This window comes from Pandoraea pneumonica, assembly GCF_902459645.1.
Taxonomy (GTDB): domain Bacteria; phylum Pseudomonadota; class Gammaproteobacteria; order Burkholderiales; family Burkholderiaceae; genus Pandoraea; species Pandoraea pneumonica.
Genome location: NZ_CABPSK010000002.1, coordinates 542,555 through 556,781 on the forward strand (window position 1 = coordinate 542,555; position 14,227 = coordinate 556,781).

10 protein-coding genes are annotated in these 14,227 nt (G+C 62.4%); all 10 read left to right on the top strand.

The window, feature by feature from the left end; translation table 11 throughout:
- Window positions 1-98 precede the first annotated feature (98 nt).
- The 10 genes from gatB (at window position 99) to PPN31114_RS11505 (ending at window position 14,184) form a co-directional block, all read left to right on the top strand.
- A complete protein-coding gene (gene gatB / locus PPN31114_RS11460; protein WP_150680371.1) occupies window positions 99-1,571 on the top strand; it encodes an Asp-tRNA(Asn)/Glu-tRNA(Gln) amidotransferase subunit GatB in 1,473 nt (490 codons plus the stop codon).
- A gap of 211 nt (window positions 1,572-1,782) precedes the next feature.
- Window positions 1,783-2,589 (top strand): polyphosphate kinase 2 family protein, encoded by an 807-nt coding sequence (locus PPN31114_RS11465; protein ID WP_150679630.1) that lies wholly within the window; start codon window positions 1,783-1,785, stop codon window positions 2,587-2,589.
- Window positions 2,590-2,780: 191 nt separating this feature from the next.
- Complete coding sequence (locus PPN31114_RS11470; RefSeq protein WP_150679631.1) at window positions 2,781-4,052, top strand: efflux RND transporter periplasmic adaptor subunit; 1,272 nt, start codon at window positions 2,781-2,783, stop codon at window positions 4,050-4,052.
- Window positions 4,049-7,210, top strand: a complete 3,162-nt coding sequence (locus PPN31114_RS11475; RefSeq protein WP_150679632.1) for an efflux RND transporter permease subunit — start codon at window positions 4,049-4,051, stop codon at window positions 7,208-7,210. The genes PPN31114_RS11470 and PPN31114_RS11475 overlap by 4 nt, the downstream gene beginning before the upstream one ends.
- A gap of 470 nt (window positions 7,211-7,680) precedes the next feature.
- Window positions 7,681-8,298: a type 4 pilus major pilin gene (locus tag PPN31114_RS11480; protein WP_174987961.1), complete on the top strand. Its 618-nt coding sequence runs from the start codon at window positions 7,681-7,683 to the stop codon at window positions 8,296-8,298.
- 37 nt (window positions 8,299-8,335) lie between these two features.
- Window positions 8,336-8,842, top strand: coding sequence for a toxin co-regulated pilus biosynthesis Q family protein (locus tag PPN31114_RS11485; RefSeq protein WP_150679634.1), 507 nt, complete (start codon window positions 8,336-8,338; stop codon window positions 8,840-8,842).
- 50 nt (window positions 8,843-8,892) lie between these two features.
- Entirely contained in the window at window positions 8,893-10,653 is a 1,761-nt protein-coding gene (locus PPN31114_RS11490; RefSeq protein WP_150679635.1) for a secretin N-terminal domain-containing protein, read from the top strand.
- Window position 10,654: 1 nt separating this feature from the next.
- The gene (gene pilO2 / locus PPN31114_RS11495) at window positions 10,655-12,034 is read left to right on the top strand and encodes a type 4b pilus protein PilO2 (protein ID WP_150679636.1); all 1,380 of its coding nucleotides are present in this window, start codon (window positions 10,655-10,657) and stop codon (window positions 12,032-12,034) included.
- Window positions 12,024-12,476: a hypothetical protein gene (locus PPN31114_RS11500; protein WP_150679637.1), complete on the top strand. Its 453-nt coding sequence runs from the start codon at window positions 12,024-12,026 to the stop codon at window positions 12,474-12,476. The genes pilO2 and PPN31114_RS11500 overlap by 11 nt, the downstream gene beginning before the upstream one ends.
- Window positions 12,460-14,184 carry a GspE/PulE family protein gene (locus PPN31114_RS11505; RefSeq protein ID WP_150679638.1) on the top strand — a complete coding sequence of 575 codons (1,725 nt, stop codon included), beginning with the start codon at window positions 12,460-12,462 and terminating at the stop codon, window positions 14,182-14,184. Before PPN31114_RS11500 ends, PPN31114_RS11505 begins: the two co-directional genes overlap by 17 nt.
- The last annotated feature ends 43 nt before the right edge of the window (window positions 14,185-14,227 follow it).

A 14,227-nucleotide genomic window follows, 5' to 3' on the forward strand; every position in this document is an offset into this window, starting at 1 on the left:
GCATCACACGATGTGGCGGCACCGGGAGCGAACCGGCAAACCAGCGTAATGGGCAGGGCGAGCGCGCCGTGCCGACAAGTTGAGACAGGGTGAACCTTATGCAATGGGAAGTCGTTATTGGTCTGGAGACGCACGCACAGCTCTCCACCGCTTCCAAGATTTTCTCGGGCGCATCGACGCAATTCGGCGCGGCCCCCAACACGCAGGCCTGCCCGGTGGATCTGGCGCTGCCCGGCGTGTTGCCCATGCTCAATCGCGGCGCCGTCGAGCGTGCGATTGAATTCGGTCTGGCCATCGGCTCGACCATCGCGCCGCGCAGTATTTTCGCGCGCAAGAATTACTTCTATCCCGATCTGCCGAAGGGCTACCAGATCAGCCAGTACGAGATTCCGGTCGTGCAGGGCGGCTCGCTGACGATTCAGGTCGAAGCCGACCCCCGCACGGGCCGCGAGGCCTACGAGAAGGTGGTGACGCTCACGCGCGCGCATTTGGAAGAAGACGCGGGCAAGTCGCTGCACGAAGACTTCGCGGGCATGACGGGCATCGATTTGAACCGCGCCGGCACGCCGTTGCTCGAAATCGTGACCGAGCCTGAAATGCGCAGCGCGGCCGAAGCCGTGGCGTATGCCAAGGCGCTGCACGGTTTGGTGGTGTGGCTGGGCATTTGCGACGGCAACATGCAGGAAGGCTCGTTCCGCTGCGACGCCAACGTGTCGGTGCGCCCGGTCGGTCAGAAGGAATTCGGCACGCGCGCCGAGATCAAGAACCTGAACTCGTTCCGCTTCCTCGAAGAGGCGATTCAGTACGAAGTGCGCCGTCAGATCGAACTGATCGAAGACGGCGGCAAGGTGGTGCAGGAAACGCGTCTGTACGATCCGGACAAGAAGGAAACGCGCTCGATGCGCAGCAAGGAAGACGCGCACGATTACCGTTACTTCCCGGACCCGGACCTGATGCCGCTCGTGATCGACGCCGAATGGGTCGAGCGCGTGCGTGCGGCGCTGCCGGAACTGCCTGCCGGTATGCAGGTGCGCTTTGTCGAGCAATACGGGTTGTCGGCATACGACGCGGCTGTGCTCACGCAGTCGAAGGCGCAAGCGGGTTACTTCGAAGCCGTGGTGGCCAAGGCCGGTCCGGCCAGCGCCAAACCGGCCGCGAACTGGATCATGGGCGAGCTCTCGTCGCTGCTCAATCGTGAAGACATCGGCATCGACGCCAGCCCGGTCTCGGCCGCGCAGTTGGCGGGGCTGCTGGCCCGGATTGCCGACAACACGATTTCGAACAAGATCGCCAAGGAAGTCTTCCAACTGATGTGGGAAGAGCGCGCCACCGACGAGGGCGCTGCCGATCGAATCATCGAAGCGAAGGGTCTGAAGCAGATCACCGACACGGGCGCGATCGAGAAGATCATCGACGAAGTGCTGGCCGCCAACGCGAAGTCGGTCGAGGAATTCCGCGCGGGTAAGGAAAAGGCGTTTAACGCGCTGGTCGGTCAGGCGATGAAGGCCACCAAGGGCAAGGCCAACCCGGCGCAAGTCAACGAACTGCTGAAGAAGAAGCTGGGCGCATAAGCTCGACGCATAAGCCCAATGCAAACGCAGTAGCTCGTCAAAAGCGCGGCAGCCGTTTCGGTGCCGCGCTTTTGCATTTCCGCCTCGGAAAATGCGCCTTAGCTTCGGCGGCGATTCGCTTATATCGCGCTTTTTTTCCACCCCCCGCAATTTGCGCGATACTGCCACTCTGGCGCCCCAAGGGCGCGTGCTTGTCACGAAGGAGTTGGCGATGTTCGAGAAATACCGCGTGCCGTTCGGCAAGAAGCTCGACCTGTCGGACTACGATCCGGCCGACAAGCCCTTCTCGGGCGACAGCAAGGACGACGACAAGGAGCGGCTGGCGGACCTGGCAGCCAAGCTCGACGAGTTGCAGACCATCCTGCATGCGAACAGCAAACACCGGGTGTTGCTCGTGCTGCAAGGCATGGACACCAGCGGCAAAGACGGCACCATTCGCGCCGTGTTCCAGAACGTAGACCCGCTCGGCATTCGTGTCGCCAACTTCAAATCGCCTACGCCCATCGAGTTAGCCCGCGACTTTCTGTGGCGCGTGCACATGGTGGTGCCCGCCGCGGGCGAGTTGGCGATCTTCAACCGAAGCCACTACGAAGACGTGCTGATCACCCGCGTGCACGACTGGATCGACGCCGACGAGTGCAAGCGCCGCTACACGCACATCAATAACTTCGAGCAACTACTGGTCGACAACCACACGACCATCATCAAGTGCTTCCTGCACATCTCGAACGAAGAGCAGCGCAAGCGCTTGCAAGAGCGCATCGACGACCCGAACAAACATTGGAAATTCGAGTTGGGCGACCTCAAGGAGCGCAGCTTCTGGCCGCAATACACCAAGGCGTACGAAGCGGCTTTATCGGCGACCTCGACGGAAAATGCGCCGTGGTATATCGTGCCTTCCGACTCGAAGCGCCACCGTAACCTGATGGTGGCAGAGTTGCTGGTGCAAGCGCTGACTGACCTGAAGTTGTCCTATCCACCGGCAAGACCCGAATTGACAGGCATGAAGGTGGAATGAGATCTATCGGCTGTCGATGCCGGGTGGTGTTGAAGTGATGCGTTGCGGCCATGAGGATCCATGGCCGTTTTAATAGAAGAAACGGGCGCAGCCGGGCGAACGGGGGTTCGTTAGGCTGAACGGACTTATCGATTTGGATCGATCGAGATCGATTCGAGCCGACCGCGCCGCATGGGGAAACGGGGAAGAAGATGAGTGACGAGAACGCGCGCCGGGCCAAGTCGGCGGCGGGGAATCAGGCTGCCGACGCAGCGACGCCGCCGGGCGGCAAACGCCCGCGCCGCTGGGTCGTCGCGGTGCTGGCGATTGCCGTTGTCGCGGGCGCCGGTATGTGGCTGCGCTCGCGCGGGGCCGAGAAGCCGGTGAAGGCGGCGCTAGCCCCTTCCGTGACGGCCGCGACGGTCGAAGTGCGCGACGTGCCGGTACGGCTGATCGCCAACGGCACGGTCACGGCGCGTCAGACCATCGAAGTCCGGCCGCAGATTTCCAGCACCATTCGTCAGGTCCATATCAAGGAAGGCGACTTCGTCAAAGCCGGGCAGTTGCTGTTCTCGCTCGATGCGCGCATGGACGAGGCCAATCTCAAGAAGGTACAGGCGCAACTCACCAAGGACGAAGCCGATCTGGCGAATGCCCGCCGCACACTGGCGCGCACGAAGCAACTGATCGCCGAACATTTCGTCTCGCAAAGCGCGCTCGACACGGCGCAGAGCAGCGTCGACAGCCTCACCGCGCAAGTCGCCGCCGACCGTGCCGCCATCTCGGCCAGTCAGGTCGCCGTCGACTACAACCAGATTCGTGCGGGCATCGACGGGCGCACGGGTGCGATCAACGTGCACCCGGGCAGTCTCGTCACGCCGGGCGGCGCAGCGCTCGTGACCATCACCCAACTCGATCCGATCGATATCAGCTTCACGCTGCCGGAAGGCGAACTGGCCGAATTGCAGGCCGCCCGCACCGGCGGGCCCGTGGCGGTGACCGCCACGCTGGGCACGACGGGCATGACGGCAACCGGCCAGTTGAGCTTCATCGATAACGCGGTCGATTCTCAAACCGGCACCATTCGCTTGAAGGCTGCGTACGACAACCGCGATGCCAAGCTGTGGCCCGGTATGTATCTGAACATCGCCGTGATCGGACGCATTCTCAAGCAGGCCAATGTGGTGCCGCCGCAGGCGGTGCAGACTGGCCCGGACGGCAAGTTCGTGTACGTGATCGGTGCTGACGGGAAAGTGACGGCCAAGCCGGTCAAGGTGGGCTATGTGGAAGCCAAGCTTGCGGTCATCGACGGTGTGCCCGCAGGCGTGCGCGTCGTGCAGGAAGGCGCGGAGAACCTGCGCCCGGGCAACAAGGTGACCGTGGTGGCGGCGCGTGAGGGTGGCGCGACAGCCAACACCAACACCAACACACCGGCTGCCGAAGTGCGCACGGCCGATGCCGCCTCGCCGAAGAGCGCGCCATGAACCTCTCCGAACTCTGTATCCGCCGCCCGGTGATGACGATTCTGCTGTGCGTAGCAGCAGTGATCGCCGGGCTGATCGCTTACGGCCAGATTCCGATCTCGGCTCTGCCGAGCTACAACTCGCCGGTGATTCAGGTCACGGCGACGCTGCCCGGGGCGAGTCCCGAGACCATGGCAGCGTCGGTTGCGGCCCCCATGGAGAAGCAGTTCTCGACGATTGCGGGCGTCGCGGTCATCAGTTCGACCAATACCCAAGGCACCACGTCGATCATCATCGAATTCGATAGCGACCGCGATATCGATGCGGCCGCCGTCGACGTGCAGGCCGCGCTCTTCCGCGCGCAGCGCAAGCTGCCGGTGGAGATGACCACACCGCCGTCTTACCGCAAGGTGAACCCGGCCGACGCGCCGATTCTCTTCCTCGCGATGAATTCGCCGTCGATGTCGCTGGCCGAACTCGACGACTACGCCGAAAACCTCGTTTCGCCTACGCTCTCGACCCTGCCGGGTGTCGCACAGGTGCTGATCTTCGGGCAGAAGCGTTTCGCCGTGCGCGTGAAGGCGCGCCCCGATGCGCTCGCCGCCCGCAAGCTCACCCTTGATGACGTGGCACGCGCGCTGGCTTCCGCCAACGCCAATAGCCCCGTGGGCACGCTCGACGGCAATCGTCAGACGCTGACCATCGAGGCCAACCGTCAGATGACCAAAGCCGACCAGTTCGCGAGCCTGATCATCGCGAGCGTGAACGGCAGCCCGGTGTATCTGCGCGATGTGGCCGAGGTGCAAGACAGCGTGGAGTCGGTCAAGACCGGCAGCTGGGTCAACGGCGAGCGCTCGATCGTGCTGGCCGTGCTGCGCCAGCCCAACGCCAACACGGTGGCGACCGTCGATCAGGTGAAGGCGGCGCTGCCGCGTTTGGCCGAACAGATGCCGCAGTCGATTCAGGTCAAGTTGCTCAACGACCGGTCGGTGTCGATTCGTGAATCGATCGACGACGTGCAGTTCACGCTGGGGCTCACGGTCATTCTGGTGACGCTCGTGATCTTCCTGTTCCTGCGCCGACTGGCCGCGACCATGATTCCGGTGATGTCGCTGCCGGTGTCGCTGATCGGCACGGTCGCGCTCATGAAGGGCATGGGCTACTCCATCGACAACATCTCGCTGCTGGGCATCACGCTGGCGGTGGGGCTGGTGGTGGACGACGCCATCGTGATGCTCGAGAACATCGTGCGCCACATCGAAAACGGCGTGCCGCCGCTGCGCGCGGCGCTCGTCGGGTCGCGGGAAATGGGCTTCACGATTCTGTCGATCTCGATTTCGCTGGTGGCCGTGTTTATTCCGATCTTCTTTATGCCGGGCGTGATCGGGCTGATGTTCCACGAGTTCGCGGTGGTGGTGTCGCTGGCGATTCTCGTCTCGGCGGCCGTATCGCTCACGCTGATTCCGATGCTGTGCAGCCGCTATCTGAAGCACGAGCAGAGCGAAGGCTTGGGGCTGCGCGCGACGCAATGGTTCGAAGACGGCTTCGTGTGGGTGCAGGATCGCTACGTACGCAGCGTCGATTGGTGTCTGGCGAATCGCAAGTGGGTGATGGGCGCGGCGGGCGCGACGTTTATCGCTACCGGGGTGCTGTTCGCCACGATTCCGAAGGGCTTCTTCCCAAGCGAAGACATCGGGCAGGTGCAGGTCACGGCCGAAGGCGCGCAGGATATCTCGTTCACGGCGATGTCGACGCTGCTGCGTCAGGCGGCCGACATCGTCCGCGCGAATCCGGCGGTGGATACGGTGATCGTGTCGGCCAACGACAGCAATCAGGGCCGCATGTTTATCAACCTGAAGCCGCACGGCGAGCGCCCGCACATGAGCGAGGTGCTGGAGACGCTGCGTCGCGAGGTCAAGCAGGTGCCGGGCCTGAACGTGTATTTCAACCCGGTGCAGAATCTGCAACTGGGCGGCAAGCAGAGCAAGAGCCGCTATCAGTACGTGATGCAGAGCGTGAAGCCGGGCGAGATGCAGGTGTGGTCGGACAAGCTGATGAACCTGATGCGCGCCGACCCGATCTTCCGCGATGTGACGACCGACGCGCAGATGAAGGGGCTGCAAGCGCAACTCACGATCGACCGCGACAAGGCCAACACGCTGGGCGTGGCGATCGGCGATATTCGCAGCGCGTTGTATAGCGCGTTCGGCGAGCGCCAGGTATCGACGATTTACACGCCCAGCGACAGCTATCAGGTGATTCTGCAAGCGGCGGATAACGACCGTCGCGACGAAGGCGCCTTCGACAAAATCTATGTACGCGGTAAGGGCGGTGCGTTAGTGCCGTTGTCGGCCGTGGCGACGGTGGAGCGAAAGATGGGGCCGGTATCGGTCAACCATCAGGGGCAGTTGCAGGCGGTCACGTTGTCGTTCAACTTGGCGCCGGGGGCGGCGCTGGGCGATGCGTCGAAGAAGATTGTCGGGTTCCAGCGGCAACTCGGTTTCCCGCCGAGCATCATCACGAGCTGGGGCGGCGACGCGGCCGCATTCCAAGCGTCGCAGTCGAGTCAGGTGGTGCTGCTGGTCGGCGCGTTGCTGGTGATCTACGTGCTGCTTGGCGTGCTCTATGAGAGCTACATCCATCCGATCACGATTTTGGCGGGCTTGCCGTCGGCGGCGGTCGGGGCGCTGCTCACGCTGCGGATCTTCGGCATGGATCTGTCGTTGATCGCGGTGATCGGCATCTTGATGCTCATCGGCATCGTGAAGAAGAACGCCATCATGATGATCGACTTCGCCCTCGACGCGCAGCGCAACGGCGGCATGACGCCGGACGAGGCGATTCGTCAGGCGTGCGCGCTGCGCTTCCGGCCGATCATGATGACCACGCTCGCGGCGTTGATGGGCGCTTTGCCGATCGCATTGGGCTTGGGGGCCGGCGCGGAATTGCGTCAGCCGCTGGGTTTGGCCGTGGTCGGCGGGTTGCTGTTCTCGCAGGTGATTACGCTTTACATCACGCCGGTGATTTATCTGTATCTGGATCGGTTTGCCGGAAAAGGCCCGCTGGTGCTGCCGGGGGATCGCGCCGCAAATGACGGTGGCGGCGACGGACGTAGCGATGGTGACGCTGGGCACGAAGTGGCGCGGGCCGATGCGCGACATGCCGCTGGGGTGCACTGACGGTTGATGTGAAAGGTTGGTGAGGGTGGCGGTGGATGGCGTGACGGTGTCGCGTGATCCACCGCCATTTTTGTTTGGGCTGTCGTTCCCCGCGAACACGCAACGTGGCTTGTGAAACCGCTGATTCGCCGCGATTCTGCCGTTCGTCGCGAATACTCATTCTGCGGTTGGTCGAATTCTTAAGAACGTCCCGGCGGACGTCTCCACTTCCCGCGGTAGTTCTCCCTGTCTCGCCTTGATGTGCCGAGTACACGCGACGTCAAGCGTTGCTGCCGCTGCGCGAAGCGATGTATCGGAAACCGAGCCCAAATGGGTGTTTTCACGCCCGTCTCAATTGTCAATTTGCTAAAGACCGCGTTCACCCCCGACAACGAGGGGCGTTGCGTTCAGGCATAAATCGGCCCTGTCGTTGCGGGGGGCGATTTTTTCCGCATCGCATCTCACCCATCTCCAATGTCGAACGAGGACTTATGACCATGCACGTGAACGCGGGCGCGCTCGCGCAATTCAAGACAAACATGACCCAGCGGCTGAACAAGCGCCGTCAACGCGGTGTGACGCTGGTGGAACTGGCAGTGGCCGTCGCGGTGATGGGGCTGATCATGGCCGGGGCGATGGTGGGGGTGCCGAGATTGATGGCAAGTGTGAAGCTCAATCAGGAAATCAAAGATTGGCAGATGGCGTCGTTGGCGGTGCAGAACATGGTGATGGGCGGATCGTTTCCCACAACAGACCTCGCTACCAACATCCCCACGAGTCCGGTGGTGGAAGGGTTTAACCGCAATGGCACAAAGATCCTCAATCGTTTCGGAGGCGCCGTGAGTTTCGACTCGGTCCCGGGCGACTATCCCTCGACCGGCATGCAAGTCGTATCGGAAGGGTATCCGTCAGCCCAATGCGTGGACTTCGTCACGAAGATGTATCCGACATTTTCAACCATCACGGTTGGCTCGATCGCGGTAAAAACGAAGGACAGCAATGACATGAGTGGAATTCAGACAGCCTGCACAACGGGCCCGGTTCCTGTTGGCGGGGGGGCCGCGCCAGCCATCTCGGCAACCAACGTGACCTTCACGATTTCCGGCTAACGCACTCGACGAGCATCACGAACGAGACAAAAAGACCATGGTATTTCGAGGATTGGGAGTCGTCGCTATTTTCGCCGTCATGAGCAGTGGCGCGTCCGTAGTGCTTGCGAAATCGGTGGTGCAAGCCGCGCCCACGGATCTGATGTTCGCGAGTCACCAGCCGCTGATGGCGACAACACTGGCCGCACCGTCACAGCCATCGTCTATCGACGACTCGACAGCACGAGCGACGGAAGATACAACGTCGAACCGAACGCCCACGCTCGCTGCGGCTAAGACGCTGCCTGTGCTTGTCGAACTCGCTATGCAGCCCGCCGATGGCCGCATCTCCCAAGCCATCAGACGTTACGCCGAAGCCCACGGCTGGCAACTCGCCTGGGAAATCGAACGTGATTTCCCCATCGAGTATCCAGCGATATTCACCGGCGACTTCCTCGGCGTTATCGAGCAGGTGGTGTTGTCGCTGCAAAACAGCGACGCACCGATTCGCGTGAAAGTCTACGAGGCCAATCGCGTGCTGCGCGTCGTGCATGCCACGCAATAACGTCGGTCGTGCGTTACACGGCAGTTCACCATAAACAAGACCAGCAACTCATGAGAAAGCGACTCGGCGTATTGTGCGCCACCACGTTACTGGCGGCGTGCGGTACGCCGGGAATGCTTAGCAAAACCGACGCGAACGTTACGCAAACGCAGCAAGCTGCGCAAACGGCTCTCGACGCAAAATCCGCCACTCCGATTCGCGCCATCGAGCATGTCGATGGGGCATGGCTGGCGCGCCGCTCCGTGGCGATCGACGCCACCGAATCCCTTCCCGATTTCTTCAAACGTAATGTCCGATTCTCTACCGGCGCGCCACTCGCAATGTCGGTAGTGCTCGCGCAAATTGCACGCGGCAATGGCCTGACCATTCGCGTCTCGGCCGATGTGTCTTGCGACGAGGGCGCAAGCGCAGGGCGAGGGGGAAGCCGTGGCGGTGGCGGGTCGCCAAAGCGCTTCCAGATGAACTGCACCGAAAGCGGCGAACCTGCCGTGCCACTGCACTACAACGGCACGCTTTCCGGTTTGCTCGACGCCATCGCCCATCGCTCGGGCACGCATTGGTCGTATCGCGACGGCGTCGTGCAATTCTCCCGCTACATCACGCGCAGCTTCCAAATCAAGATGATGCCGGGGAGCTCGACCATTACCGCATCGGTCGGCAAGAAGTCGGAGATGCAAGCCGATCGCGGTGCGTCCGGCGGCAGTGGCGGTGGAGGTTCGGCAGGCGGCGTCAAGCTCGATTTCAATGCCGACGCCAAAGTCAGCACCGAATCCAGACTCGACTACTGGGCCGATCTCGTGAAGACCGTCTCCGACATGCTGACCGACGGCGGACGCGTCACGCCGTCGGTGGTGACAAGCTCGCTCGTGGTGACCGATACGGCCGAAGTCATGGAGCGTGTAAAGCGCTACATCGATGCCGAAAACGCCGTCCTTGGCCGTCAGGTCAAGCTGCGTGTGCAGGTTTACTCCGTCACGCTCGAAGAGAATTCTGCTGCGGGTATCGACTGGAATCTGGTCTACGAGTCCGCCAGCGGTTTTGTCGCCGGTCTTGGCGGCCCGGCGCTCGGTGGCGCGCTCATGTCGCGTAAGGGCGGTTTGAGCGTCAGCAAAATTCCACGCGGGGTATTGGCGGGTTCCACGGCCTTCATCAAAGCACTTAGCCAGCAAGGACGCGTGAGCACCGTCATCGACACGACGGTCGTCACGCTGAACAACCAACCCGCGCCAGTCGCCGTCACGCAAAACCAAGGCTTCGTTGCGGAAACCAAAATGACGCCCGGCAACTTCGGCGGGCAGGCAGTCGTCACCGCCGAGCAATCGGTGCTGACCACCGGTTTCGTGATGAATCTGCTGCCCACGTTGATGGATAACCGTAGCGTGATGTTGCAGGTGCAGATCGATATGTCCGATCTGAAGAAGCTGGAGAAGATCAACCTTCGCACCGGCAAAGAAGCCCCCAGTGGCAGCGATGCGGGTGGAAAGGGCAGTGGCGGAACCAGTGTCGGCGTCGACGGGAAAGGCGTGAGGGTGGCCGTCGACGGTAGCAAGGACGAGGACGACAAGTCCCGTCACGACGACGGTCTCGGCGTCGGCACGTTCATGCAACTGCCGCTCACCGCGTCGATTCAGACGATGCAGCGCGCTTCACTCAAGTCGGGCGACACGCTAGTGCTCAGCGGCTTCCGTCGTAAGGACGACAGCACCGATCGTGACGGCATCTTTGCCTACGAAGGCGGTACGAAAGAAGCGCGCCAGCGAGTGAACGAGGTCGTCATCGTGATCTCGCCGGAACTCACCGAGGGCGCGTGAGATGACACGCGCACTCGCTAATCATCTCGTCGTCGGCGCGCAGTGGGAGACGCTCATCGGCTTGCAGAAGGAGCCGACCGAGATTCGTGGGCTCGCCAAAAGCCGCGACGCCTCGCACTTCGCAGTCGCCGACGACGGCTCGGGCACGCGCACGGTCGGCCTCATGTCGTTACCCGCTGCGGCCAAAGGCGAGGCCGTGCAGGAGCACTACGCCCTTGCCGCTGTGCTCGGTCAACTGGTCGAAGCGCCGAACGTGGCGTTCGTGCATGCCGACCCGGATGACCCCACCTCCGCCGTGTTCGTCGCGCTGCGCGACCGGCGCCCGGAAGTCGATACCGTCGTGCCCCTCGCGCAGTTGAAAGCCCGTCTGTCTGGATGGACGGCTGAAGTCGAAGGGCCGGTGACGATCGCCGGGATGGCGCTCGGCGATTTGCCTGCGCCCGATGTTCCTCTGTCACTTAATGACATCGCGTCCCACACGCGCCGTGAACGCCCCGCAGAGGCGCGCTTGCAACTCGTTCGCAAGCCCTTGCCGACGCGCGAACTGGCTATCGCGGCCGTGGCGTTTGCGATCATCGCGGGACTCGGCGGTGCAGGGTGGTTCGCCTGGTCTTGGTACGACGACGTGCAAAAACAAAAACAAGCGGATGCCAACCGCGTCGATCCCGTCACCGCTTACAAACGGGCCCTCGCTCGTGCGATCGCCGCCGAGCCGTTTGCGTCGGGTGCCAGCTACGCGCTGCGGGTGCAACACGCGGTGCAAGCCTTGCCCGCTAGCGCCGGGGGATGGCGTCCGGCCGTCATCGACTGCAACGCCGAACGCTGCAACATCGACTGGTTGCGCAAAGAGGGCGGCACGTTCGATCTGCTTCTCTCGCAACGGCCCAGCGCGCAGATCGTCGATCTCGATCATGCGAAAGAGGTCATGACGATTGCCTCGGGGGAGAGCGTGGATAGCGTGGATAGCGCGGACGAAGCCATCGCCAGTGACGACGGTAGCAATACCGCTAGCGACCCGACCGACCCAGCCGGTGCAACCGACCCGAGCGACGGTATCGACGCGCGCGTGACGCCGATCCCTCGCAATCAATTCTTACGCACCGCCGGGGCGCGTTTGCAGTCGCTCGGCGACTACGGCATGGACATCTCGCTCACGATGGCCGAACCGCTGGTCAAGCCGCCTGCCGCAGCGTCCACCCGCCAAGATGTGCCGCCGCCCATCGCCAAGGGTGAGTGGCAGATGGCGGGTCATCTCGCGTTTCTCGACTCGGTCGCCGGTCTCATGATGCGCGCGGGCAACATGTCGTTACGCGAACTCAAGATCGATATCGGCGACGGCAAGCCTGTCTTCACCGCTCAAGGTACCTACTATGTCCACTAGTTCTCGTCACCTCGCCGGGCTTGCGTTGGCCTGCGCGGCAGTGTTCGGCGCGTCTGTCCATGCGGAAGAGAATATCGACGCGTTCGCGCGCGCCCACCTCAAAGCGTCGCAGGAAGCACAGGAAGGAAAAGCCACTGCCGCCGACCCTTCGAAGAACGAGAGCGCTGTCGACGCGACTGCGAAGTCGGCCCGCGTCGACAGTCCGCCCGAGTTGCTGTTCATTCAAGGCGTCGATAACACGACCGTCGCGTACTTACGCGTCGACGGACGCTTTGGGCACACCGTCAAACGAGGCGATAGCGTCGGCGAGTGGAACGTGGTCGCCATCGGCGACGACTTTGTCGACGTGAAGCGTCACGGCAAGCGAACACGGCTGCTGCTGCCAGATACCTTGGCTGCCGAGCACACCACACAGGGGCGGCGCGATGGCAACGTTCGGTGAACGTATTCGCCTTGCCTGGGCGCGTGCCAACGGGCGTAGCGGCACGCGCCCGGTCGCCCGGCCAGTGGCCGACCTCCGCTCGGAGGAGATTCAGACGTTCGGCTGGCGTCAGGATCTCGGCCTGACGCTGGCGGGCGCCGAACAAGGGTCGCTGGTACTCGTGGCGATGAAGCCCCGCCTCTATCTGGTGTTGATCGAACACACGACGTTCGTGCGCATGCAAGGCTCCGATCTGCTCGAACGCTTCGACCAAGCCGTGCGCGCGACACATCGCCTCGATCTCGAAGGTATCTATGTCGGGACGACCGAAGAAATTCTGCTTATGCAGTCGCAGTTGCAGCAGCAAGGCGACGACGACGGTCGATCCGACGAGCAACGCACCGGCGCGTACCGCAACTTCGATCTGATTATCGAGAAGGCCGTTGAAGCGGGCACGTCGGACATTCACTTCGAATTCCGCGATGGGCAGCACGTGAAGGTGCGCATGCGCATTCACGGCAAGCTGCGCGTGACGAGCGATAGCGACCGGCTTTCCCGTGACTATCACGCCATGCTCGATGCCGTCTCTGCTGCTTACAACTCTCGCGCCGACCCGAGCAGTCGCAGTCACAACCACTTCGACGAAGATCAGCATCAGAGTTGTTCTATTCCGCTCTCCATTCGTCAGCGCAAGTATCAATTGCGGTTTCAAAGCGTGAAAGAGAATCGCGGCGTGGATGTGGTGCTGCGCTTGCTGCTCAACGAAGCCGTGGAAGGCGACGTGCTGTCGCTCTCACAACTCGGCTATTCCGACGATCAGGTCGAAGTGCTCGAAGACGCGGTGCATCGCAGCCCGGGCCTCACGATCATTGCGGGCGAGACCGGGTCAGGGAAATCGACCACGCTTCGCACGCTGATGATGTACGAGCGCGACTCGGGTAAGAAATTCTTCTCGATCGAAGATCCGGTCGAGTACATCCAACCGCACATGACGCAAATCCCGATCCAGCGGCGAGCAGAAGATGGCGTGGGAGAGTCGGCGTTCGGTGCGGCCGCCAAGGTGCTGTTGCGCGGCGATCCCGACAAGCTCATGCCCGGCGAGATTCGCGATGCCGAGACGGGGTCGTTCGCGAAGTCGATGACCGAGACCGGGCATCAGGTGCTGTCTACGGTGCACGCGTCGAGTGCGTTCGGCATCATTCCGCGTCTGGTGAGCGATGAAATCGGCATGCCGCTGGCAGCCGTCACGTCGCCTAATTTTCTGACCGCGATGGTGTATCAGAAATTGATCCCGGTGCTATGCGAACACTGCAAGCTGCCCGCCACCGACAACCTCGACGTACCAACGGTTGCCGTCATTGCGGCGCTCGGCATCGATGTCACCAAGGTTTGCGTGGAAGGGCCAGGGTGCGACCGGTGCAAAGGGCGCGGTACCGCTGGGCAAACCGTCGTCGCCGAAGTTTGCGAACTTAACGACGAGATGCTCGATTTGCTGCGCGAGTCCCATTTCTGGGAGGCGGAGCGGCAGTGGCGCGCGGGTCATGACGGTGACCTCACCAGCCCGAACATGACCGGCAAGTCGGCCATCGAACACGCCATTTACAAGATGTCGCAAGGACGCATCGACCCGCGCGACATCGAAGCCTCGTTCTACAAGCTCAAGAAGTATCACCTGCCGCAAGCGAGTACGCCGACGCCTGCGACGTCGCGGCGACTCGCCAGTGTGTGAGCCATCGCGGCCCTTCACGTTCTCTGTCACCACGCGTTGACGC

What these genes read in the sequence shown, in the direction of transcription:
- PPN31114_RS11490 (WP_150679635.1), top strand. Translation starts at nt 8,893, where the DNA reads ATGAGAAAGCGACTCGGCGTATTGTGCGCCACCACGTTACTGGCGGCG.
- PPN31114_RS11485 (WP_150679634.1), top strand. Translation starts at nt 8,336, where the DNA reads ATGGTATTTCGAGGATTGGGAGTCGTCGCTATTTTCGCCGTCATGAGC.
- PPN31114_RS11470 (WP_150679631.1), top strand. Translation starts at nt 2,781, where the DNA reads ATGAGTGACGAGAACGCGCGCCGGGCCAAGTCGGCGGCGGGGAATCAG.
- pilO2 (WP_150679636.1), top strand. Translation starts at nt 10,655, where the DNA reads ATGACACGCGCACTCGCTAATCATCTCGTCGTCGGCGCGCAGTGGGAG.
- PPN31114_RS11475 (WP_150679632.1), top strand. Translation starts at nt 4,049, where the DNA reads ATGAACCTCTCCGAACTCTGTATCCGCCGCCCGGTGATGACGATTCTG.
- PPN31114_RS11500 (WP_150679637.1), top strand. Translation starts at nt 12,024, where the DNA reads ATGTCCACTAGTTCTCGTCACCTCGCCGGGCTTGCGTTGGCCTGCGCG.
- PPN31114_RS11465 (WP_150679630.1), top strand. Translation starts at nt 1,783, where the DNA reads ATGTTCGAGAAATACCGCGTGCCGTTCGGCAAGAAGCTCGACCTGTCG.
- PPN31114_RS11480 (WP_174987961.1), top strand. Translation starts at nt 7,681, where the DNA reads ATGACCATGCACGTGAACGCGGGCGCGCTCGCGCAATTCAAGACAAAC.
- gatB (WP_150680371.1), top strand. Translation starts at nt 99, where the DNA reads ATGCAATGGGAAGTCGTTATTGGTCTGGAGACGCACGCACAGCTCTCC.
- PPN31114_RS11505 (WP_150679638.1), top strand. Translation starts at nt 12,460, where the DNA reads ATGGCAACGTTCGGTGAACGTATTCGCCTTGCCTGGGCGCGTGCCAAC.